Genomic DNA, 23,678 nt, shown 5'->3' with positions numbered 1-23,678 from the left:
TCATCTTTTTGGGCCATTTTAGATCTTGTCAAGTGCCTGTTTTAGGTCGTCGATGATGTCGTCGATGTGCTCTGTACCAATGCTCAGGCGTACTGTTGCTGGTGTGATGTGCTGTTCAGCAAGTTCCTCTGGCGAGAGCTGTGAGTGAGTGGTGGTGTATGGGTGAATCACCAGACTCTTCACGTCGGCTACGTTGGCCAGCAGAGAGAAAATCTGCAATGCATCGATAAACTTCCAGGCCTCTTCCTGCCCGCCCTTAATCTCGAATGTAAAGATCGAACCAGCACCATTAGGGAAGTACTTCTGATAGAGCTTGTGGTCATGATGACTCTCGAGTGCTGGGTGATTAACCTTTGCTACCTTTGGATGCTTTGCTAGGAAGTCAACAACCTTCAGCGCATTCTCTACATGACGCTCCACACGCAGACTCAATGTCTCAACACCCTGCAGCAGTATGAATGCGTTGAATGGTGAGATGGCTGCACCAGTATCACGCAGGATGACGGCACGGATGCGGGTTACATAAGCTGCTGCACCAACAGCATCAGCAAAAACTATGCCGTGATAGCTTGGATCGGGCTTGGCTAGTGTTGGGAACTTATCGGGATTGGCCTTCCAGTCAAACTTTCCTCCGTCTACGATAACTCCGCCAAGTGATGTTCCGTGTCCGCCAAGGAACTTTGTTGCTGAGTGAACAACTACGTCGGCTCCGTGCTCCAATGGACGAATCAGGTATGGTGTACCAAAGGTATTGTCTACGATGAATGGGATACCGTGCTTGTGGGCTACTGCTGCTACGCCTTCCAGGTCGAGCACGTCAGAGTTTGGATTTCCGAATGTCTCGGCATATACCACTTTGGTGTTTGGTTTGATGGCTGCTTCCAGCGCCTCGAGGTCGTTTACGTTAATAATAGTATTGCTGATGCCCTGTGTGGCAAGTGTATGGGTAATCAGATTGTATGAGCCACCATAGAGGTTATCGGCAGCTACGATGTGGTCGCCAGCCTGAACAATGTTCTGCAGAGCGTAGGTGATAGCAGCAGCACCAGAGGCTACAGCCAAACCTGCAACACCACCCTCGAGGGCAGCAACACGATCCTCAAACACACCCTGAGTAGAGTTGGTCAGTCGACCATAGATGTTACCTGCATCGCGAAGTCCGAAGCGGTCGGCAGCGTGCTGTGAGTTACGGAACACGTAAGATGTAGTCTGATAGATGGGTACGGCACGAGCATCAGTTGCTGGGTCGGCCTGTTCCTGTCCTACGTGAAGTTGCAATGTCTCAAAACGATAATTCTTTGTACTCATAATCTTATCCTTTCTTTTTATTTAATTGTTATTATTTGTTTTTTTTCTTGGTGCAAGGACAGTGCAAGCCGAATGCAATCGAACTTGTTCGAATTGCTGAGGCGCCGCCTGTACTCGCTGTCGAAACTTGTTTTCGACGGCAAAGGTACGAACTTTAGAAATATCTTCCAAATTTCTTGCTTAATTCAGAAAATATCCCTATATTTGCAGCCGATAAAGAAATATATTCCGAAATTGGCTTTTAAAAGGCCCCGTAATAGAATAATAATCTTCAATGTTCAATTTTCAATGTTCAATATAAGTAAATTATGGCTGAAATCTTAGACGAAACCGACCTGCAGATACTAAAAACGCTGCAAAAAAACGCCAAATTGACCACAAAAGAGCTGGCCGATGCGGTACATTTGACCCCAACACCCGTTTTTGAGCGTCAAAAGCGCCTCGAACGTCAAGGGTATATCAAGAAGTATGTTGCCATTCTCGATCCAGAGAAATTAAATCAAGGCTTGTTGGTTTTCTGCAAGGTAAAGCTCCAGCAGATTAACCATGAGATGGCCGACTCCTTCACTCGCCGTATCATGCGTATCCCAGAGGTAACTGAGTGCTACAACACCTCAGGAGCCTACGATTACTTATTAAAAGTACGCGCGCGCGACATGAAACAATACCAGGAGTTCGTCCTCAACAAACTTGGCGACATCGATAACATCAGCGCCATCGAAAGTACCTTCGTCATGGCCGAAGTCAAACAAAACTACGGCATCAACGTGTAACGCGAACGTATTAGAATTTTGTGGTGTAAATTGTAAAAGTGTGTACAAACACTACTATAGTGTGCTTAATTGCTTGTGTATTAGGCTGTTATGTAGTTTGCAAACACTACCGTAAACGCTACAAAAACACTACAAAAACACTACAAAAACACTACCTAAACCCTACTAAATTTGTGCTGATACGCTATCTTGCAAACATATTTATGCATAGTAGCAATATTTATGATACGTGGTAGTAGTGAAATTCTCTAGAGAATTTTCTTGTGAGACACGTAGTAGACTTGACTGATACACCTAGTTGTGACAAAATTCTCTAGAGAATTTTGCTATTAGTATTAATGGTAAAGATTCATATTCGCTATATAAATGTTGTTAGTGTGCCTATGAATGCATCGTTTTTGATTAATTTGTAGTGTTTTGGTAGTGTTTTTGTAGTGTTTTAGTAGTGTATTTAGTAGTGTTTATGAAGTTGATAAATCGCTTGTAATCAGGATTTTGTGTTATATTTTGTAGTGTTTAAATAGGAAATTGCTTTTTTTCTGTAAATTTTCTGTGCTGTGTGCATTCTTGGATAAGCCAAGCGGCATAGCCGAGCGGCAAATTCGACAGAACGGTGTGGCGCATTCGACAGAACGCCTTTGGGTGAATATAGAAAAATTCCAGTCTATTTTGTGTAGATTGGATTTTTTTTTGTAATTTCGCAGCCGTAATTGTTAGTGATGTATTGAAGAAATGACAAACGGAATTTATACTATCCTGCTGCTCATTATGAGCAATGTGTTTATGACATTCGCCTGGTATGGTCATCTGCGTCTGCAACAAACTGGCGTATCGACTAATTGGCCGTTGTATCTGGTGATTGCATTCTCTTGGGTGATTGCCTTCTTCGAGTATTGCTGTCAGGTTCCAGCCAACCGCATCGGATTCGTGGATAATGGTGGTCCGTTCAACCTGGTGCAGCTTAAGGTGATTCAGGAGTGCATATCGCTGGTGGTGTTTGCCATCATCGCCAACTTCATTTTCCAGCACGAGGAGTTGCATTGGAATCACGCAGCAGCGGCACTCTGTCTGGTAGCAGCAGTTTACTTCGTCTTTATGAAACCATAAAGTATGATTGATAGAGAAACGATTGACAAGATACTCGATGCCACGAACATCGTAGATGTGGTGAGCGAGTTTGTTACGCTTAGAAAGTCGGGCGTAAACTATAAGGGTTTGTGCCCGTTCCACGACGATAAGACGCCATCGTTCATGGTGTCGCCCACCAAGCAGATATGTAAGTGTTTCTCGTGTGGCGAGGGCGGAACAGCCATCAACTTCCTGATGAAGCACGAGCAGATAACCTATCCTGAGGCGCTGCGATGGTTGGCCAAGAAATACAACATCGAGATACAGGAGAAGGAGCTGACTGACGAGGAAAAGCAGGAGCAGAGCGATCGCGAGTCGATGTTTATCGTCAACGAGTGGGCGATGAACTACTTTAAGGATGTGCTGAATAACGACCCTGATGGTGTGGCCATTGGTCGACAATATTTCCGCAGTCGAGGCATCCGCGACGATATTGTCGAGAAGTTTAATCTTGGTTTCTCGCTGAATAAGCGCGATGCACTTGATTTGGCTGCGAAGAAGGCTGGATATAAGGAGGAGTTTCTGATAAAGACGGGACTCTGTATCAAGGGCGAAAAGGGTGTTTACGACAGATATGCAGGACGTGTGATATTTCCTTGGTTCAACGTGAGCGGAAAGGTGGTGGCTTTTGGCGGACGACTGCTGGATGCCAGAACCAAAGGCGTGCAGCAGAAATATGTGAACTCGCCCGACTCTGAAATCTACCACAAGGAGCGTGAGCTTTACGGACTGTATCAAGGCAAAAAAGCCATAGCCAAGGAAGACTGCGTGTATATGGTGGAGGGTTATACCGATGTGATAGCCATGCACCAATGCGGGCTGGAGAATGTGGTAGCCAACTCGGGTACGGCACTCTCGAAGCATCAGATAAAACTGCTGCGACGCTTTACCCCTAACATCATTCTGCTGTATGATGGCGATGAGGCTGGTATACATGCAGCGATGCGAGGAACTGATATGTTGCTGGCTGAGGGCATGAAGGTAAAGGTGCTGTTGCTGCCTGATGGCGACGACCCAGATTCTTTCTCTCGCAAGCATTCTGCCACAGAATTCAAGGCATATATCGAAGAGCATGCTGAGGACTTTATTTCGTTCAAGATCAGACTAACGGTTGATAATGTAAGCGATCCAGTAAAACGTTCAGAGGCTATTGGAGGCATTGTCAAGAGTATATCTGTAGTTGATGAAAAAATATTGCGCGATGAGTATATCACAAAATTATCTCAACGACTTGGACTACAGGAGAGCACTCTTATAAACTCTATGAACGGCATGATAAGTCATGACCGCGAGGAGAAAGAAAAAGAGTATAATCGCGAACAAGCCCAAGAAGCTCTGCAACGTGAGAAAGAAGGAAAGCCGATGGCTATTAGGCTTACCACCGTTACTGACCAAATTAAGCAGATTGAAGAGATGCTGATAAAGTCGATTGTAAGGGATGGTGAGAAGATTATCTACGAAAACGTACCAACTGAAGATGGAGAAACAATAAACTTTAGTGTAGCACAGTTCGTGGACTTCGATCTCAGCGCAGATCGTCTTAGTTTCATCAATCCCGTATACAACAGAATTTTGCAAGAGGTCCTGGCTCATAGCGGCGAAGATGGATTCAAGGCAGAGGAATATCTGACTCGTCATACCGATTATGAGATTAGTTCAGTAGCTGCAGAGATGGCAGTAGACCGATATCAGCTAAGTAAGGGCTTCCAACCTCAGGAGCGTGAAGGTGGATTGCGTCAACATGTGGAACATCTGGTGCTCGATTTCCGTTATTATTGTCTGAAAGAAAAAGTAGAGGAGCTGAATAAAGCTTTAAAAGATAATAAGGAGAATTTTAGAGCTATTATGGAAGAACTTGAAGATGTAAATGGATTGTTCAGAGAAGTAGCTAAGAAACTGGGACGATGAACTGGTTGAACATTATACTCATAGTCTACTACGTGTTGGTAGTTGTCGCCATCGTTCATGTGGTGATGGACAATCGCCAACCCGCAAAGACGATGGCCTGGGCGCTGGTGATTTACTTTGTGCCTGTGGTGGGTATAGTGTTCTATCTATTCTTTGGCATCAACCATCGCAAGGAGCGCTATGTAAGTGAACGCTCTATGAATCAGCTCACCAAGCGTTCGATGCTGGAGTTTGCTGAGCAGCAGAATCTGCGTCTGCCTGATAAGCATAAACCGCTGATTGACCTGTTTGTGAATCAGAACCTGGCCCTGCCGTTCAAGGATAATCTGGTGGATATCTGTACTGATGGCTATCAGTTTATTGCAGAGCTGATGGAGGACATAGGGCGCGCCAAGGACCACATACATATTGATATGTACATATTTGCTGAAGACCCACTAGGCACGCTTGTGGCTGATGCACTGATAGATAAGCGTGGCCAGGGGGTAGAGGTAAGGCTGGTGTACGATGATGTGGGCTGTTGGAATGTGCATCACCGCTTCTTTGAGCGGATGCGCGAGGCAGGTATCGAGGTCAGGTCGTTTATGCCCGTTAGGTTCCCCTCGTTTACCAGCAAGGTTAACTATCGCAACCACCGCAAGATTATTGTGATAGATGGTAAGGTGGGCTATATTGGCGGTATGAACATAGCCCAGCGCTACGTGCAGGGTAGCGACAATCAGTCGTGGCGCGACACGATGCTGAGGGTTACTGGTGGAGGCGTTCATGCCTTGCAGAGAGCTTTTCTGGTTGATTGGTATTTTGTGGATCGCACGTTGCTTTCTGACCGCAAGTACTATCCGCGATGCGAGGATATATCGAATAACTGTCTGGCTCAGGTGGTTACCAGCGGTCCCACCACGCCTTATCCTGAAATACAGCAGGGCTATGTGCGCATTATTCTTGGCGCCAAGCGATACCTGTATCTTGAAACACCTTATTTCCTGCCAAACGAGTCGGTGCTGTTTGCCTTGAAGACGGCTGCTTTGGCTGGTGTGGATGTAAGAGTGATTTGTCCGCGACGTAGCGATGCCAGATTTGTGGAGTGGGCCAGCCGTAGCTATCTGCGCGAGATAAAAGAGGCTGGTGTGAAGGTTTATCTGTATGAGGCTGGATTCTTGCACTCAAAGCTGTTGGTGTGCGATGACTCCATCACCACCTGTGGATCGACGAATCTGGATTTCCGCAGCTTCGAGAATAACTTCGAGGCCAACATCTTCTTCTTCGACGAAGGCCTGGCTCTGCGCATAAAAAATGTGTTCCTTCGCGACCTTGAGCATACCGTAGCGCTTGAGGATGCGAAAGAACGGATGGACAACGGATTCTTTGTAAGGCTTTGGGAGAGCGTTACAAGAATGCTGTCGCCACTTTTCTAATTCTTGAAAATCGAGAAGTTTACACTACCGTATGTGCGATGCTCAACGAAATGAGGGCCGCTTGAGAAGTCGTTGTCTTTGCCATGTTCAAACACCAGTATTCCACCTTCCTTCAGCAAACCACGCTCGAAAATAAGTCCAGGGATTGTGGGCAACTCTTTCAGCGCATAAGGAGGATCGGCAAAAATGAAATCAAACTGCTGTTTGCACGATTTGATATAGCGGAACACATCGCCACGAAGAGGCAGACACACATCAGTATCCAGCTTCTTCAGGCAATCTGTGATGAAACGATGATGGTCGCGATCCATCTCTACACTTACCACATGACTGCATCCACGCGAAACCAGTTCGAGCGAGATGCTACCAGTGCCAGAAAAGAGGTCGAGGGCATTGATGCCTTCGAAATCGATGTAGCCAGCCAGCACATTAAAAATGTTCTCCTTGGCAAAGTCGGTAGTGGGTCGCGCCTTGAACGAGCGAGGAATGTCGAAATGACGACCTTTATAGATACCTGTAATAATTCTCATCGTCCGCGGGTTATTAGGGTTATCAAATCGTATGGCATACCTTTAATCTTGGTTGCAGGAGCATCCTGGAATTCGGCCTGAGCATTAATCAGGTAGGCATTCTGCAGGAATCGCTTCAACTCCTGTAGCAACCACTCCTGTTCAGGTATGTTGCCAAGTATGTGCAGTTCGTCGTGTTCGCTCTGCAGTCTTAGTTGTTTCCAAACGTATAGCAGATAGTATAATGCATCGTGGGCATGGGCTGCATCAAAGCTGTTGCAGAACTTAAAGCGGTTCTGCTGGAAACTGAATACTTCGAGCTGCTTGCCGTGATAATATCCATATAGCTTGTTGCGATGACCAGTAAAGCTGCGCTGGTGCAGTTGGCGCCAAACGGGAGTCATCGAGTGGACAAAAGTTACGCCATTATCAAAACGGTCGCGAATAACAGTATCAAGGTTCTTATTGATAGCATAGAGGCATACAGCCTTCAGGTCGGGCAATACATCGTAGTAGATGACGCGCTTTTCCTGACCAGCTGGATAAGAATAAGAGAAGAGCTCCTCCATATCAGCCTCGTCGAACTGCTCGATGGGTACCAACAACGATGGCGTCTCGACCATCACCTGAACCTTAGTTGTTTCTGCATCTATGCAATTGCCAGATTTAAAGGCTTCGCGCAGATTGGCCGACATCGAGATGCCACCCTTTACTACGTAAGGACGGTACAGAATGGGGTGCTCGGTGCTGGTGGCATCGAGTGTGGTGAATGAGAGCGTGTTTCGCCCTATGCGTATAATAGTCTTCTTCGCGTCCATCTACTTAACATTCATCACACTGGCCACACACAGCGCAAACAGACATGCGGCTATCAAGGCCAGAAGGATATTCACTAATTTGTTGTTGATATGCATAACTGGGTGCAAAGGTACAAAAAATTAAGAATTAAGAATTAAGAATTAAGAAAAAATTGTAACTTTGTGGCCGAAATGATTAGCGACGAACTTAAATATAGGATCAGAGAGGCTCTGGGGGTGGTGCCAACAGAGGAGCAGGAGCATGCTATCGATGTGTTTTCGCTCTTTATGAGCGATCGAAATGATCAGGTGGTGATGATTCTTCGTGGCTCTGCTGGTACAGGTAAAACTACTCTGGCTGGAGCCATAGTAAGGGCGATGAGCACCTTGAAGCAGAAGATGATTCTGCTGGCGCCAACTGGTCGCGCAGCTAAGGTGTTTTCGCTGAATGCTGGTCATCCGGCTTACACGATTCATCGTCGTATCTATCGCCAGAAGTCTGCTGGCGATTTATCTTCGTTCAATCTGAATGCAAATCTGAATCACGACACATTATTTATAATAGACGAGTCGTCGATGATAGCCAACCAAGGCTATGGTGATTCTGCTTTTGGCAGTGGTTGTTTGCTCGATGATTTGATGCAGTTTGTGTATAACGGCGCCAACTGCCGTATGGTGTTGGTGGGTGATAAAGCCCAGTTGCCACCAGTAGGTGAGGATGAGAGCCCTGCGCTGATGACAGACGTGATTCGTGCTTATGGCATGAAGGTTTACGAGTGCGATCTGAATCAGGTGCTTCGCCAGAGCGAGGATTCTGGTATTCTGTGGAATGCTACTAGGATACGTGGGTACGGAGGTGCGGAGGTGCGAGGGTACGAGAATGCCATACTCCCAAAAATCAGATTTCAAGGCTTTGCTGATATACAACTGATGCCTGGCGATGAGTTGATAGAATCGTTGGCAACCAGCTACAGTAGGGTGGGTATGGACGAGACGATGGTTATCACCCGTAGCAACAAGCGTGCAAATATTTACAACCAAGGCATTCGTAATACGGTGCTTGATCGCGAAGAAGAACTTTGTCGTGGCGACCAGCTGATGATAGTGAAGAATAACTATTATTGGACGGAACAATCAAAAGAGATTCCATTCATAGCCAATGGTGATATCGCTGTGGTTCAGCGTGTACGTAATATCCATGAACTCTATGGATTCCGTTTTGCTGAGGTAACGATGCAACTGCCAGATTATGATGACTACGAGCTGACTGCAACTGTTATTCTCGATTCGCTAACCACAGAGTCGCCTGCTTTATCTCACGATCAGCAGGAACAGCTATATAATGCTGTGATGGAGGATTATGCTGATGTGCCCTTGAAAGCTGATCGCATTAAAAAATTGAAGAGCGATAAGTATTATAACGCTCTTCAGATAAAATATGCTTATGCCGTTACCTGTCATAAAGCTCAGGGTGGTCAGTGGGCTCATGTGTATATTGACCAAGGCTATATGACTGACGATATGCTAACGCCTGACTATATCCACTGGCTATATACCGCCTTTACGCGTGCCACCGAAAAGCTGTTTCTTGTAAACTGGCCTAAGACTCAAATATGCAATTTTTTAGGCACGGATGATGCGTAATATATGGATTTTTCTTAATTTTGCAGCAGAAATAAAAAGTTAAATGATGATAGTACTGTATATTATAATAGGTATAGCGGTGGGGGCAGTGGTGCTCTACCTGCTGATGGACAAGAAAATGGATGCGCTACGTATTGAGGGTGGAAAGAAAGAAATGGAACTCTCGATGAAGGGCGAACAGCTGGCTGAGGCTACAAGTAGAGTTAGGCATTTGGAGGCTGAGAATAAAGATCTGCATGCCAAGTCGGAATCGCAGGGACGTGAGTTGGAGTTGGTTCGTCAGCAGATGAAAGAGGAGCTGCAACGTCATGAAGAACGTTTCAAGAATATGGCTCAGCAGTTGTTGGAACAGAGTGCCTCAAAACTGAAAGATTCGAACACAGAGACCATGACAGGTATTACCCAACCTCTGAAGGATGCCATAGCTAATATGCAGAAAGCCATCAACGATAATCAGAAGGAATCAGCTGCACATTCTGCCTCATTCCGCGAACAGATGTTGATGATGATGCAACAAACACAGCAGTTGGGTGAGAAGGCTGAAAGTCTGACGAATGTGCTGCGTAGAGATAATAAGGTGAGTGGAAACATGGGCGAGATTATACTTGGCGACTTGTTGACGAGTCAGGGATTGACTGAGGGTATCCACTATGAGGTTCAGGCTCGACTTCGCGACGAACTGGGTAAGCCCATGAAGCATGACGAGACAGGTCGCGAGATGCAGCCTGATGTGATATTGCACTATCCTCAAGGTCAGGATGCCATTATCGACTCGAAGGTTTCGCTGGTGGCATACGAGAAATACGTGAATGCAGAATCGCCTGAGGATAAGGAGCGCTATCTGCAGGATCATATCAAGAGTGTTCGCAGTCATGTAAATGAGTTGGCACGCAAGGATTATTCTAAGTATATCAAGAATGGTCGTGATGCTGTTGACTTTGTGATTATGTTTGTGCCTTTTGAGTCGTCGTTGCAGTTGGCATTGGCAAACGATCCAACACTTTGGCGTGAGGCTTTCGAGAAGAAGGTGTTTGTAACTGGTGAGCAGAATCTGCTTGGAATCCTCCACATGATTCACATCGCATGGGTACAGAATCAGCAGGCTGAGAACCAGGAGAAGGTGTTCGGATTGGCAGAACAGTTGCTCGACCGTCTTGGAGATTTCGTACAGCGATATAATGACTTGGGGGAAAAACTTCACAAGGTGCAGGAGGTATACGATAGCACCAATAATAAGCTGATTACTGGTCGCCAAAGTGTAGCTCAAAAAGCACGCGAACTGGTAGACCTTGGTGCCAAGGAGAACCCCAATCGTCGCATTCCCAAACCTGAAATTGCAATAGAATAGTTTTCCACCTGTATTCCCCGTCCCTATATAGGGGAGGGGAATACAGGTGGGGTGAAATAAACAATGATATACCTATCTGAAGATATTTGGAATTTCAATCTCTCTGAAGCCTTGATGGAAATCTCCGCCCAGCGTAGGGAGCAAGCCTTGAAGTTTAAGTTCGAACAGGGCCAGAGACTTTGTGTACTGGCTTATCAATTACTGAAACAAGGCCTACGTGAGGAATATGGCCTCACGGATAACCCCATTTTGGAGTACAATGAGCATGGTAAACCCTCTATCGTTGGTCATCCTGAGATATTCTTTAACCTGAGTCATTGCAAAGAGGCTGTGGCTTGCGCCATCAGTAATCACCCTATTGGCATTGACGTAGAGTCTATTCGCGAGTTTAAGGATAGCCTGGTTAACTACACCATGAACGATGATGAGGTGCGAGAGATAGAAGCGTCTGAGAATCCTGCCTCTGCTTTTATCCGACTTTGGACTATGAAAGAGGCTACCATGAAACTGATAGGTACAGGTATCAGTAATGATATGAAGTCAGTTATCGATACCACCAAATATAAATATACCACCGTCGATAGACAGCGGTATATTTATACTATATGTGAAAATATCTGATTATTTGATAAGGTTTCCAAGGATGTCGCGTGTCAATTCCTTCGTGATGGTGCGTGTGGCAGCACTTGTGGCATTCTTGGCTACGCGACCAGTAGTTGAGGTCCTTGATTTTGTCTTCTTACCAGTTACCTTATCGCTGACATAGGTGCCAAGAATAGTGGCGAATGTAGAAGTGATGGCTGTAAGTACGGCTTTCAATACCTTACTCATCATACCCGACTTCTTTTTCTCAGTCTTGGCTTCAGGCTTTGGAATGTCTATCTCGGCTTGTTGCTGTCTTTGTTCTGCAAGTTGCTTCTCTGCTTCAGCCATCAATACCTCGAAAGCACTCTCACGATCAATTGGAGTATCATACTTGCCATAGATGCGACTCTGCTTAATGATATCCAATCGCTGCCCCTCAGTTATAGCTCCAATCTGTGATAGCGGGAAGAGAATCTTGGCACGCTCCACCATGTTGGGTGCTCCCTTCTCATCGAGGAAGCTAACCAGCGCCTCACCTGTTTCAAGGTTCATGATAGCCTCGTCTGTCTTGAAGTCAGGGTTAGCTCTGAAGGTATCTGCAGCAGTCTTAACTGCCTTCTGGTCTTTTGGCGTGTAGGCTCTTAAGGCATGCTGAACACGATTGCCTAACTGACCAAGTATATTCTCTGGGATATCTGTTGGACTTTGGGTGATGAAATAGATGCCAACGCCCTTTGAGCGTATCAATCTGATAACTTGCTCAATCTTGTCGAGGAGGGCTTTTGAAGTACCATCGAAAAGCATGTGGGCTTCGTCGAAGAAGAATACCAGTTTTGGCAAAGGCAGGTCGCCCACCTCAGGAAGGGTAGAGTAGAGTTCTGAAAGCAACCATAACAGGAAGGTTGAATATAGCTTGGGTTGCATCATCAGTTTGTCAGCAGCCAGAACGTTCATGATACCCTTGCCGCCTTCTGTCTGCATCAGATCGTAGATGTCGAATGACGGTTCGCCAAAGAACTTGTCGGCTCCTTGGTTCTCCAATTGGAGTAATGCACGCTGAATGGCACCTACTGATGCTGATGAGATATTGCCGTACTTTGTGGTATATTCCTTGGCATTTTTTGATACATAGTCGAGCATGGCGCGCAGATCCTTCAAGTCAAGAATCAGCAATCCGCGTTCGTCAGCAATACGGAACACGATATTGAGTACACCATCCTGAGTCTCGTTGAGTTCGAGCAGACGTGAAAGCAACTGTGGTCCCATCTGCGAGATAGTAGCACGCATGGGGTGGCCTTGCTCGCCAAAAACATCGAAAAGGCGTACTGGACAACTCTGGAACTCTGGATTCTCTATCTCAAACTCAGGCAGACGCTTCTCGATAAATCCACTCATCTTTCCTATTTGCGAAATACCACTCAGGTCTCCTTTCATGTCTGCCATAAAACATGGTACGCCAGCTTGGCAGAATGTTTCGGCCATTACTTGTAGGGTTACGGTTTTACCTGTACCTGTAGCACCTGCTATCAAACCATGACGGTTGGCCATCTTTCCTGTGATACTCAGTGCTCCGTTGGAGCTGTGGGCAATATACAGCCCTCTTTCCTTGTCGTACATACTTCTTAATGTTTTTAGGTTATCAGTTGCAAAGATACGAATAAGCGAGCAAAAATCCAAATTAATTTGGAATTTTTCGAGCGTGAGTATCTTCGGCGGAGCCAAAGATACAAAAAATCCCGTCAAGTGTGACGGGATTCTGTATTTTTTTTAGTTGTATTTCAAAATTTGTCCAGGTTTCAAGCGTATGCTCTTACCAATGTGATTCAGTTTGCAAAGCTTATCGACTGTGGTGTGATGCTTACGAGCGATGGCCTGCAGGGTGTCACCCTTCTTAACCTTGTGGAAGTGTACATTAGATGTTACACGCGCAGGTTGAGCAATTGCCAACTCATCATCTTGGTCGCTATCACCAACAGTTACACCACCTACACCACGCAGACGAGTAGCCTGAGCTGACTCTGCAGCGTACTTGCTACGTCTGAAGGTGTAGAAATCACCTACAACATCCTGATTGCGGAAGTCGAACATCAATGCTGGGTTCAGGGCTACACCACAGAGACGCGTCTCGAAGTGGAGGTGAGAACCTGTGCTACGACCTGTGTTACCACCAAGTCCGATAGGCTCACCTGCCTTAACCTCCTGATTCTCAACAACCAGGTGCTTTGACATGTGACCATAGATAGTCTCCAAACCATTGTGGTGGCGGATAACTACATACTTACCATAACCCTTTGGCTCATATTTCACGATACGGATCTTACCGCTGAATGCAGCACGGATGGTATCACCAATGTATACTTTGATGTCAAGACCTTTATGCTGGCGTCCCCAACGAGATCCGAAGTTAGATGTGATAACACGACTATCTGTTGGCATGTGGAAACCTCTCAGGTCGATGCGGAATGAATCGGGGAGTGCGGTTTCACGATGTGCATATACGTTGTTCCAATCTTCGTAAAGGTCGGCTGATGGATTGTATTTCTCTTCCTGCTCGATGATTCTCTTCAGAACCATAGAGTCGACCGCCTTCATTTTGCGATCTACTGGTGCCTGTTTGGCCAACAGATCTTGAGCGGATGCAGGAACCGCTACAAAAGCTGCAAATGCCATGACGGCTAATTTCTTTATATTGGTAATAATCATATTCCTTAGTTGAGTTAATATCAAAAAATCGGTGCAAAGTTACGAATTATGAATTAAAATCCGAAAAATATTGGTGTTTTTTGTTCACTTTTAACACTTTTGCCCCATATTTTTTATTTTTTGAGTTCTATATTGCCATTATAATCTATTTTTGCCTGACTATGAGGAAGATCCGCTTTGCTGAGGCGTCTTATCTGTCTTGCTGCTTTCTTATACTTGTCTGTACGGGGTCCGATGCCCTTGGTTTGAGAGAATGAATGAATTCGCCCTTTAATAAAAGAACCATCTTTGTCAATGTTTATCTCCACGATGGGAGCATGGCCAGATATGCCAGTAAGACTGACATTATATGGCGTACAGAAATTTCCTAAACTGTAAGCTATGAAACGCCCTTTATACACCTCGATACCTCGAACCACATGTGGCCCATGTCCATAAACCACGTCTGCTCCATGATCAACACAGAAATGGGCTAACTGACGGAGTGAACCACGATTCTCTTCTAGGAATGTCTCTTGCCCGTAAGGCAGATGACATTTGGTGCGGCCCTCAGCACCTCCATGGAATGATACAATCACAATGTCGCACTTATTGACTAAATCATCCACAATACGTTCCACGGTATTCAAGTCTGTATGCTTGAGGGTATAGCTATTGTGTCCAAAGGCGCATAAGCCGATCTTCAATCCTTTACGTTCTATGATGGTACTCTCTGTGCGCCCTTCCAGTCCAGCATAGCGAATACCTAGGGCATTCAGAACGCTTTCAGTCGACTCTATTCCCTCTGTACCAAAATCGTGTGCATGATTGTTGGCCATGCTCATAAAGTCATATCCTGCTTCCTTTAGCAGATGACCATAGCTGGTTGGTGTGCGGAAGGCGTAGGAGTTAGGGCCGTCACCCTTGGTGCTTTCGCCACCATCGCAGATAGTACCTTCAAGGTTGCCTACTGCCAAGTCGGCTCCAGAGAGAATTTTCTTTGTGTCCTTAAACAGATAGCGACCATCGTTGGGTGGAAGCATGATGCTGGGGAAGGTAGTACCCATCATCACATCGCCAGTCATCGCGATGGTAAGTTGCTGAGCATGACCTGCCATAGAGCATGCCATGAATGTAAGCAAAATAAGTTTCTTTATCATATGGTTTACAGTTGTATTCTTCTAGCACCTACATAACGCTTTGCATAGCCTGAGTCTGTAGAGTTGCTGATCTTTACACCACTATTAGTACTAGCGTGGATAAATGTGAAGTTCTGCGTTACGGGGTCTACATCGACCACGATGCCTACATGACCAACATTGCGACCTGAGCGTGGACTTGTAAAGAATACAAGGTCACCACACTTTAACTCGTCGCGAGTAATGGGGATATTGCGTGCATACTGGTCTTTTGATGAGGCTCCGATGAATACATCTGTCATCTGTTTGTATACGTAGCTTGTGAAACCTGAACAATCGAAAGCGCTAGGACCTTTGGCTCCTGAACGATAGCGTGTGCCAAGATGTGAGAAAGCCTCACTCATCAGCATCTCAGTTCTTTCAAACTCCTCGTTCAGATTGTCTTGTGGACCATAAATGAAATCGAAGTTGCCAATTTCTGCCTCTTCCTCATCAGGATCCTGGTCAGGATTTATCTTTCCAAGAGCTATATCGCTCACAGAAAGCATCATCATCAGGGCAAAAATAAACAACTTCTTCATTTCGATTGTTACGTTAGAAAAAAGATTTCGATTGCAAAGATAGTATATTTATTTAAAAAACGTGCACGATAACAGAGCATGTTAACATAGTTTAGAGTTCTTTTGAATAACAGATGTTTGCGTTAACATCAAGAAATGGCGGCCCAATTGATGTTGGTTTTTCGCAGTTGGCGAAGGCGATTCCATAGCATGGCAAACTTCTCCGACTTGCATTCCGGATCTTCGTCGATAATCTTCTGAGCCTCATCTCTGGCCATCTGAACTATCTGTCCGTCGCGAGCAATATCTGCTATTTTCAAGTCGAATGCCATGCCACTCTGTTGGGTGCCTTCCAGGTCGCCAGGACCACGAAGTTTCAGGTCGGCCTCGGCTATACGGAAACCATCGTTGGTATCGCACATGATGTCGATTCGCTTGCGTGTATCTTCGCTTAATTTAAATGGGGTTACCAGGACGCAGAATGACTGATCGGCACCACGGCCCACACGTCCGCGAAGCTGATGCAACTGGGCTAGTCCAAAGCGTTGTGCCTCAAGAATTACCATGACCGATGCGTTAGGTACATTTACACCTACTTCTATCACCGTAGTTGCTACAAGTATCTGAGTATCACCACTTACAAAGCGCTGCATCTCCTCTTCTTTGTCCTTAGGTTTCATGCGTCCATGAACCTTGCTGAGCCTGAATTCTGGGAAGGCCTCTTTCAGTACTTCGAAACCATCCTCCAGGTTCTTAAGGTCGCTCTTGGCACTCTCTTCGATAAGTGGGAAAACGATGTATACTTGTCGTCCTTCGCGTATCTGATTGCGTATGCCGTCGTAGAGCGATGTCATGCGCGAATCGAACACGTGAGTGGTTCTCACGGGTTTGCGCCCTGGGGGCAATTCATCAATCACACTCACGTCCAGATCGCCATAAAGTGTCATGGCTAGTGTGCGTGGAATGGGGGTGGCTGTCATCACCAGAACGTGGGGTGGGTTAGCACTCTTGCTCCATAGCTTGGCGCGTTGGGCTACACCAAATCGATGCTGCTCATCTACAACTACAAAGCCCAGACGTGCAAACTGAACGGTATCCTCAATCACAGCATGGGTGCCCACCAGAATGTTGATGGTGCCATCCATCAGTCCCTCCAGCACCTCTTCGCGACGTTTGCCTTTTACCATACCTGTTAATAAGGCAACCCTCAGGTTCATATCCTTCAGAAATCCCATGATGGTCTGCAGGTGTTGTTCTGCAAGTATTTCTGTAGGCGCCATGATGCAGGCCTGATAGCCATTATCGATGGCGATGAGCATCGACATGAGGGCTACGAGAGTTTTTCCGCTACCTACATCGCCTTGCAGCAAACGGTTCATTTGTCGCCCAGATCCCATATCCTTGCGAATCTCCTTTATGACGCGTTTCTGAGCTCCTGTAAGTGGGAATGGGAGATATTTGCTATAGAACGTATTAAAAACCTCGCCCACTTGCGAGAATACATAACCTCTGAACTTGCGTCTTTGGTCGCTCGCATACCTTAATATATTAAGTTGGATAAAGAACAGCTCTTCAAACTTGAGTCTGAGTCTGGCTCTTTCCAGGTCTTTGGCGTTCTGTGGATAGTGAACAGTTCGAAGTGCCTCATCTCTTCCTACAAGATGCAAAGGTTGGTAGATGAAGTCTGGGATGGTTTCTGGTTGGGGTGGAAGTTTTTCGATGAGCGTTTTGGTGAGTCGCTCGATAGCTCTTGAGTTCAACCCACTCTTCTTCATCTTTTCTGTGGTGTTGTAGTAGGGCTGTAGTCCCATCGTAGACAGGTCTACCTTCGAGGCGTCATCAAGGTCGGGATGGGTAAAGTTGATGCGATTGTTGAATACCGTAGGCTTTCCAAATACCAGGTATTTTGCTCCTATCTTATAATTCTGCTTAGCGTACTTGCCACCATTAAACCAGGTCAGGTCGCAGATACCTGTGCCATCAGTAAAGTGGGCAACTACGCGTTCTTTTCGAGGCCCCATGGCGAAGGTCTCGAAACTCAATATGTGTCCCACCACCTGCACAAAAGGCATGTCGCCAGTAAGTTCATGGATGGTGTAGACTTTCGAACGGTCTACATATTTGTATGGATAGTACTCCAGTAGGTCGCCATAGCTTTCGATGCCAAGCTCATTGCTCAGCATCTTTTTGCGATTGGGGCCTACCCCAGGTAGGTATTTAATGTCCTGGTCTAGTATATCCATTCTTTTATATCAGCACCTCCGCTATTATCATATCGTAAGGCGTGGTTATCTTGATGTTCTCGCGATTGCCTTCTACTAGGGTTATCTCATAGCCAAACGATTCTACTACTGAGGCATCGTCAGTAAATCCATCGTTGTAGGGTTGGCGATTGGCTGCCTTCAGCAGTTGGATGTCGAAGGTCTGTGGCGTCTGTACCAAGCGATAGTCGTTACGAGGAACCGTCTTCGATTTCTCGCCTTCCAGATGGCGTACCGTCTCCACTACAGGAATCACTGGTATCACAGCCTTCTTCTCTCGAGCTGTCTCGTAGCAATTCCTGATAACCTCGATGCTGGGGAATGGGCGCACACCATCGTGCACACCTACCACGCCTATGGCATCGTCAGGAACCTTAGCCAGTCCGTTCTGCACAGAGTGGAATCGTGTCTGTCCGCCATTGGCAAGGGTGTATTCCACATCGAAGTGGTACTCTTCGCAGAGTTGATGCCAATAGGCTTGCTGAGCCTCAGGTAATACAAGGATTATCTGAAGATCAGCAGAGTATTCGCGAAATCTCTCGAGTGTTCGCATCAGCACTGGCTTTCCGCCAATGGGCAGAAACTGCTTGGGGATATCCGTACCCATGCGCAAGCCCTTACCACCTGCAACTATGATGATATAATCCATCCGCTTAGGCCATCAAGTGTTTGAATCGCATACCCTCAGCAATCTGGTCTGAGGTCTGCTTGTCTACAAGCTGTGTCAGCAGTTCGTAGGCGTATGGGAATGCTGCAGCAGGACCCTCGGCTGTGGTCACGTTGCCATCAACAGTTACCAAGTCGCCTGTATATGTTGCGCCAGCCTCAGCCAAGGCTTTCTCGAATCCAGGATAGCATGTAGCCTTCTTTCCGTTAAGCACACCAATAGCTGCAAGTACTACTGCTGGTGCTGCACAGATGGCAGCTACCTTCTTGCCAGCAGCAAACTGGTTCATCACAGCCTTACAAACACCTGTGTGCTTGAACAAATTGCTGGCTCCTGGCATACCTCCAGGAAGCATCAGCAGGTCAGCATCGTCATAGTCGCCCTGCTCGAACATGATGTCAGCCTCAATGTTTACTCCGTGAGCAGAGGCTACCAATGGGAAATCCATAATGCTAACTGTTACCACATCAACACCTCCACGACGCAATACGTCGATGGGAATCAGAGCCTCAACATCCTCGAAGCCATCTGCCAGAAAAACATAAACTTTTGCCATAATCTTCTTATTTAATTGGTATTTGTGCTGCAAAATTAATAAAAAATCTGCAAAAGGCGTATAATCCGTAGGCTTTTTTGTATCTTTGCACCCAAAAGGTATTTAGAATGGAACATCGTAAACTAAGATTTGCCTTGTTGGGCAATATTTATCAGGCACGAAAATCGGCTAGCATTCAGAAGGTACTTTCGTGTCTGGCCAACTTCGGCGCTGAGCTTTATGTCGACATGGAGTATTATTACTTCCTGAAGGATAACCAACGCCTGGATGTAAAGGCTACCAAGGTGTTCTCGGATGATGATTTCGATGCTGATTTTGTAATCTCGATGGGTGGCGATGGTACATTCTTGAAGGCAGCCAGTCGTGTGGGTAAGAAGAATATCCCCATTCTTGGTGTAAACATGGGCCGACTGGGTTTCCTTGCAGATATCAGTCCTGACGACATTGAACATTGCCTAAAGGCGCTGCATAACGACGATTTTGCTGTAGAATCGCGTGCGCTGATTCAGATTGAAGCTGATGGCAAACCACTTGGCGATTTCAGTTTTGCCCTGAACGATGTAGCTATTCTAAAGCGCGACACTGCTTCGATGATTTCAATACGTGCCAATGTTAATGGGCAGTATCTGAATACCTATCAGGCTGATGGACTTGTAGTGTCGACACCTACTGGTTCTACTGCTTATAGTCTTTCTAATGGCGGACCAATCATTGTGCCTGGAACCAAGGTGTTCTCAATGACGGCTGTTGCGCCTCATTCACTAAATATGCGCCCCATAGTGCTGGCCGATTCGTCAGTTATCGAACTCGATGTAGAGAGTCGCTCGCATAACTTCCTGGTGGCTATCGATGGTCGCTCTGAGAAATGCAAAGAGGGCACTCGGATTACGCTCCGTCGTGCCCCCTATGATATCAAGGTTGTTAAGCGATCAGATCATCGCTACTTCAATACCCTCCGCGAGAAAATGATGTGGGGGATAGATGTAAGATAATTCTATTTCACTACAAAATCAATTGCTTTCAGATCCTTATCCAGCGATGAGGTTCCATAGAGTATCTGATAACGACCTGCCTTAGTCGACAGTTCGTCGATATTCTCGTCGTAGTACTCAAATGCCTCACCATCGAGTGTGATGGTGGCCTTCTGAGTCTCGCCAGCCTTTAGTTTCAGCTTCTGGAATCCCTTCAGTGCCTTGATAGGTGCACCAGCATCATCCAGTGCCTTAACGTAAACCTGAACGGTTTCAGCACCTTCGCGATCACCAATGTTTGTTACAGGAATGGTTAACTTCACCTTGCCCTTCTTCTTCATCTGCTTGGCAGAGATCTTAGCATCGCCAACATTGAAGGTGGTATAGCTCAATCCGTAGCCAAATGCATACTGAGGCACACCTGTAAAGTAACGATAAGTGCGATTCTTCATCGAGTAGTCGAGGAAGTCGGGTAGGTCGCTGTTTGAACGATAGAAGGTTACAGGCAGTTTTCCATTTGGATTGTAATCGCCAAACAGTACCTCAGCCAGAGCCTTGGCGCCACCCTGACCAGCATACCAAGCCTGAAGCAATGCATCGTACTCACCCTCGACACTACCAAATGCGATGGCAGATCCAGAACAGTTAACGAAGATAACCGGCTTACCAGTCTTGTGCATAGCCTTTACCAGCATCTGCTGAACCTTTGGCAGTTCGATATCCTGCTTATCACCACCTTCGCCTTCCATCTGGGCTGAGATACCACCAATAATCACGATAGCATCAGCATCTTTCACCTCGTTGGCCAGATTGGTAAAATCTACCAGATTACGCTCGCAGATGTCGCCACGCAGCATAGCAAACTGACCATTTCCGTGCTTGTACTCAATCACTACATCGTAGGTCTTACCTAACTCAACTGGAAATGACTTATATTCAGGCTTGCGACCAAATCCAAAGCCAAAACCACGATGCATACCTGCTTCAGCCTCTTCTACTATCTCGCCATTCACCTTCAGCACGTAGCCATTATCAGTGGTCAAGGTGTACTTCATCTCGCCAGTAAAGGTAGAGGTGTACTTTCCGCTAACGCGAACTGACAGAGAATCGCGACTAACGCCCTGAGCAAATCCCCAAGCGCCAAAGGTCGAGAAGTTCAGTTCGTTGAAGTATTCTGTCTTGGCTGGTTCGCCTGCTAATTCCTTGTTATTATAGAACTCAACCTTTACACCCTTGCCATCGTTAAAGTCCTGCAGGTGGTGGATGGTTGTGTATTCGTCGTTCAGTTCGCAAGCCTTGTTGTAGATTATCTTGGCATCAGGAACTGCAGCCTTGATTCCAGACAGCAGTGAATGCTGATGGGCCTCAGTTGGGGTTCCACCATAGTTACCATTCAGCATATTCACATCGTCAGCATTTGGACCAAGCACAGCCAGCGTCTTGATTCCCTTTGACAGAGGCAACACATTGCCCTTGTTCTCAAGTAGTACCATACTCTCGCGAGCGGCTTGCGTAGCTGTCTCGTCATTCTTTTCGCTGCTGATAACTTCAGGACCAAGGTTTGCCCAAGGCAACATCTCAGCAGGGTCGAACATGCCAAGTTCAAAACGTCCCATTAGAGTCTTACGCAGATGCTGGTCGAGAACATCCTCCTGGATAATGCCCTTCTTCAGCGCATCAACCAGACTTATAAACACCTTACCACACTCAAGGTCGGTACCATTCAGCACGGCATCAACTGATGCAGAAAGGGGGCCTTTGTGAGTTTCGTGCTGACCCTTGTTATAGAAGTTGTTGATGGCATCGCAGTCAGTAAGCACGATGGCATCGTAGCCCCACTTATTGCGCAGAATGTCAATCAGCAGACGGTCGCTTGTACAACAAGGTTTACCCTCAAAACGCTGATAGGCACACATCACCTCGCGCACATTACCTTTCTTTACCAGCGCCTTGAATGCTGGCAGATAGGTTTCCCAGAGGTCGCGGTTTGTGGGCTCCACGTTCATAGAGTGGCGCAGTGGTTCTGGTCCGCTATGTACAGCATAGTGCTTGGCACAAGCGTGGGTCTTGAAGTACTTGTCGTCGTTGCCCTGCATGCCAAGAACGGTCTGAACGCCAAGAACAGCATTCAGATAGGGATCCTCACCACAGGTCTCCTGACCACGACCCCATCGTGGATCACGGAAGATGTTGACATTAGGACACCAGAAAGTCAACTCTGGATTACCAGGATAGTAAATCACACCCATGGGTACATTGAATAGCTTCGGATCGTTGTGGTCCGTGCGATTCCAGTTGGCACGCGCCTCATCCGATACCTGTGAGAATACATCGTAGAACAACTGGGCATTGAATGCAGCAGCCATTCCGATAGGTTGTGGATAAACAGTGTATCCACCCTGACGCACACCATGACAAGCCTCACTCCACCAGTTGTAGCTTGGGATGCCCAAACGGTCGACTGATATCGACTTGTTCATCATCAGTCCCACCTTCTCTTCAGGAGTAAGCAGAGATAGCAGATTCTCTACACGTTCTTTGTTCGATAGCTTGGTATCCAAGAAAGGATACTTAGCTTGAGCCCACACAGCAGTACCTAACATTGCTGAGATGGTTAAAGTTAAAAGTCTCTTCATTGCCTTTAATACATAGTTTGATAATAAGTTTAGAAAAACTGGTTGCAAAGATAATAATTATTTTGAAAACCAAAAAGAAATGGCAGGAATTTGTTTCTTCCTGCCATCTTATTCGCTTGAGCATCTTGGCGAGAGACTTCTGTAAGTGTTAATTCCTCCTGTGCCTGAATTAAAGATGATGGTGTCTATGAAGTATAGATGCCCGTCTTGACCTTTTAGAACGTTATTCGGAACAGCGTCAAAGATATCGTAATCGCCATTAGTGAAAAATCCGTCATCTTCTTTGCGAAAGCCCAAACGTTCTAATTCCTCGTTAATTTCCTGTTGAGTGGCCTCACGCTCTGAAACAATAAATGATTGTCTTAGAACTGCACATGTATTACCATCTCGATTCTCTGCAAATCCAACCAACTCGTAAGCACAATCTGGAAATAAATGATTGTGGATTGCTATGCGTTGGAAAAATGGTTCCAGATTATCATCTGAATAACGAAAGTCATTTAGCTTGTATACTTGTGTGCTGTCATTTGATGCATAAACCTCATTTTCTGAACCACGATCAGAAAACGAACCTAATACGGCATTATTGGAAATCCAGCAATTATGGCTAATGGCCCAATCCTTTAATCTTGCAATTTGGACTCCCTTGCAAGCCTCTGTTCCCGCAAGCGCCTGAATTGATTCAAGCACTCCTCGTGCGAAAGCGGATGCTTCTTCCAATAAGCTACCGATTTCATTTTCTCCTGATTCACTCTGAGGTGATAGTCGTTGAGAATTGTCATTGTTCATCC

20 protein-coding genes are annotated in these 23,678 nt (G+C 46.2%); 8 read left to right on the top strand and 12 right to left on the bottom strand.

Annotated elements, in window-relative coordinates:
• Positions 1-18: 18 nt before the first annotated feature.
• On the bottom strand, positions 19-1,308 hold the full coding sequence (locus BUB86_RS12340) for an O-acetylhomoserine aminocarboxypropyltransferase/cysteine synthase family protein (RefSeq protein ID WP_073209962.1): 1,290 nt from the start codon (positions 1,306-1,308) through the stop codon (positions 19-21).
• 308 nt (positions 1,309-1,616) lie between these two features.
• On the opposite strand from BUB86_RS12340, the gene BUB86_RS12335 reads away from it, so the two are divergent.
• The 4 genes from BUB86_RS12335 to cls all read left to right on the top strand — a co-directional run bounded on the left by BUB86_RS12335 (position 1,617) and on the right by cls (position 6,532).
• Positions 1,617-2,081 carry an Lrp/AsnC family transcriptional regulator gene (locus tag BUB86_RS12335; RefSeq protein ID WP_073209960.1) on the top strand — a complete coding sequence of 155 codons (465 nt, stop codon included), beginning with the start codon at positions 1,617-1,619 and terminating at the stop codon, positions 2,079-2,081.
• A 732-nt stretch (positions 2,082-2,813) separates the two neighbouring features.
• Entirely contained in the window at positions 2,814-3,188 is a 375-nt protein-coding gene (locus tag BUB86_RS12330; RefSeq protein ID WP_073209957.1) for a DMT family protein, read from the top strand.
• Positions 3,189-3,191: 3 nt separating this feature from the next.
• Positions 3,192-5,117 carry a DNA primase gene (dnaG, locus tag BUB86_RS12325; protein ID WP_073209955.1) on the top strand — a complete coding sequence of 642 codons (1,926 nt, stop codon included), beginning with the start codon at positions 3,192-3,194 and terminating at the stop codon, positions 5,115-5,117.
• Positions 5,114-6,532, top strand: coding sequence for a cardiolipin synthase (gene cls / locus BUB86_RS12320; RefSeq protein ID WP_073209953.1), 1,419 nt, complete (start codon positions 5,114-5,116; stop codon positions 6,530-6,532). The genes dnaG and cls overlap by 4 nt, the downstream gene beginning before the upstream one ends.
• On the opposite strand, the gene BUB86_RS12315 is transcribed toward cls, so the two are convergent.
• Positions 6,529-7,062 (bottom strand): RsmD family RNA methyltransferase, encoded by a 534-nt coding sequence (locus BUB86_RS12315; RefSeq protein WP_073209951.1) that lies wholly within the window; start codon positions 7,060-7,062, stop codon positions 6,529-6,531. The genes cls and BUB86_RS12315 overlap by 4 nt on opposite strands.
• Positions 7,059-7,859: a DUF3822 family protein gene (locus tag BUB86_RS12310; RefSeq protein WP_073209949.1), complete on the bottom strand. Its 801-nt coding sequence runs from the start codon at positions 7,857-7,859 to the stop codon at positions 7,059-7,061. Before BUB86_RS12310 ends, BUB86_RS12315 begins: the two co-directional genes overlap by 4 nt.
• 171 nt (positions 7,860-8,030) lie before the next feature.
• Here BUB86_RS12310 and BUB86_RS12305 point away from each other — a divergent pair, with 171 nt between their 5' ends.
• From BUB86_RS12305 to BUB86_RS12295, 3 genes are all read left to right on the top strand, one after another.
• Positions 8,031-9,482 (top strand): ATP-dependent RecD-like DNA helicase, encoded by a 1,452-nt coding sequence (locus BUB86_RS12305; protein WP_073209947.1) that lies wholly within the window; start codon positions 8,031-8,033, stop codon positions 9,480-9,482.
• 43 nt (positions 9,483-9,525) lie between these two features.
• Positions 9,526-10,830 (top strand): DNA recombination protein RmuC, encoded by a 1,305-nt coding sequence (gene rmuC / locus BUB86_RS12300; protein ID WP_254795161.1) that lies wholly within the window; start codon positions 9,526-9,528, stop codon positions 10,828-10,830.
• 63 nt (positions 10,831-10,893) lie between these two features.
• The gene (locus BUB86_RS12295) at positions 10,894-11,451 is read left to right on the top strand and encodes a 4'-phosphopantetheinyl transferase family protein (RefSeq protein WP_081373232.1); all 558 of its coding nucleotides are present in this window, start codon (positions 10,894-10,896) and stop codon (positions 11,449-11,451) included.
• Here BUB86_RS12295 and BUB86_RS12290 read toward each other — a convergent pair whose 3' ends face one another.
• The 7 genes from BUB86_RS12290 to BUB86_RS12260 form a co-directional block, all read right to left on the bottom strand.
• Positions 11,452-13,032, bottom strand: a complete 1,581-nt coding sequence (locus tag BUB86_RS12290) for a helicase HerA-like domain-containing protein (protein ID WP_073209942.1) — start codon at positions 13,030-13,032, stop codon at positions 11,452-11,454.
• 150 nt (positions 13,033-13,182) lie between these two features.
• Positions 13,183-14,118: a M23 family metallopeptidase gene (locus BUB86_RS12285; protein WP_073209940.1), complete on the bottom strand. Its 936-nt coding sequence runs from the start codon at positions 14,116-14,118 to the stop codon at positions 13,183-13,185.
• Between the two features lie 113 nt (positions 14,119-14,231).
• A complete protein-coding gene (locus BUB86_RS12280; RefSeq protein WP_073209938.1) occupies positions 14,232-15,257 on the bottom strand; it encodes a CapA family protein in 1,026 nt (341 codons plus the stop codon).
• 5 nt (positions 15,258-15,262) lie between these two features.
• Entirely contained in the window at positions 15,263-15,817 is a 555-nt protein-coding gene (locus BUB86_RS12275; protein WP_073209935.1) for a C40 family peptidase, read from the bottom strand.
• Between the two features lie 128 nt (positions 15,818-15,945).
• Positions 15,946-18,039: an ATP-dependent DNA helicase RecG gene (gene recG, locus BUB86_RS12270; protein ID WP_073209933.1), complete on the bottom strand. Its 2,094-nt coding sequence runs from the start codon at positions 18,037-18,039 to the stop codon at positions 15,946-15,948.
• A 4-nt stretch (positions 18,040-18,043) separates the two neighbouring features.
• On the bottom strand, positions 18,044-18,706 hold the full coding sequence (locus tag BUB86_RS12265; RefSeq protein ID WP_073209931.1) for a 2-C-methyl-D-erythritol 4-phosphate cytidylyltransferase: 663 nt from the start codon (positions 18,704-18,706) through the stop codon (positions 18,044-18,046).
• 4 nt (positions 18,707-18,710) lie between these two features.
• On the bottom strand, positions 18,711-19,280 hold the full coding sequence (locus BUB86_RS12260; RefSeq protein WP_073209929.1) for a DJ-1 family glyoxalase III: 570 nt from the start codon (positions 19,278-19,280) through the stop codon (positions 18,711-18,713).
• Positions 19,281-19,387: 107 nt separating this feature from the next.
• On the opposite strand from BUB86_RS12260, the gene BUB86_RS12255 reads away from it, so the two are divergent.
• Positions 19,388-20,272: an NAD kinase gene (locus BUB86_RS12255; RefSeq protein WP_073209927.1), complete on the top strand. Its 885-nt coding sequence runs from the start codon at positions 19,388-19,390 to the stop codon at positions 20,270-20,272.
• Positions 20,273-20,274: 2 nt separating this feature from the next.
• On the opposite strand, the gene BUB86_RS12250 is transcribed toward BUB86_RS12255, so the two are convergent.
• Together BUB86_RS12250 and BUB86_RS12245 are read right to left on the bottom strand one after the other, a co-directional pair.
• Positions 20,275-22,887: a glycoside hydrolase family 3 C-terminal domain-containing protein gene (locus BUB86_RS12250; RefSeq protein ID WP_073209925.1), complete on the bottom strand. Its 2,613-nt coding sequence runs from the start codon at positions 22,885-22,887 to the stop codon at positions 20,275-20,277.
• Positions 22,888-22,995: 108 nt separating this feature from the next.
• Positions 22,996-23,676: a hypothetical protein gene (locus tag BUB86_RS12245; RefSeq protein WP_073209923.1), complete on the bottom strand. Its 681-nt coding sequence runs from the start codon at positions 23,674-23,676 to the stop codon at positions 22,996-22,998.
• Between the last annotated feature and the right edge of the window lie 2 nt (positions 23,677-23,678).

It is taken from the genome of Xylanibacter ruminicola (genome assembly GCF_900142525.1).
Lineage (GTDB): Bacteria > Bacteroidota > Bacteroidia > Bacteroidales > Bacteroidaceae > Prevotella > Prevotella ruminicola_A.
The sequence above is the reverse complement of the archived record's forward strand: the minus strand, read 5'-3'. Positions and strand labels throughout refer to the sequence as shown.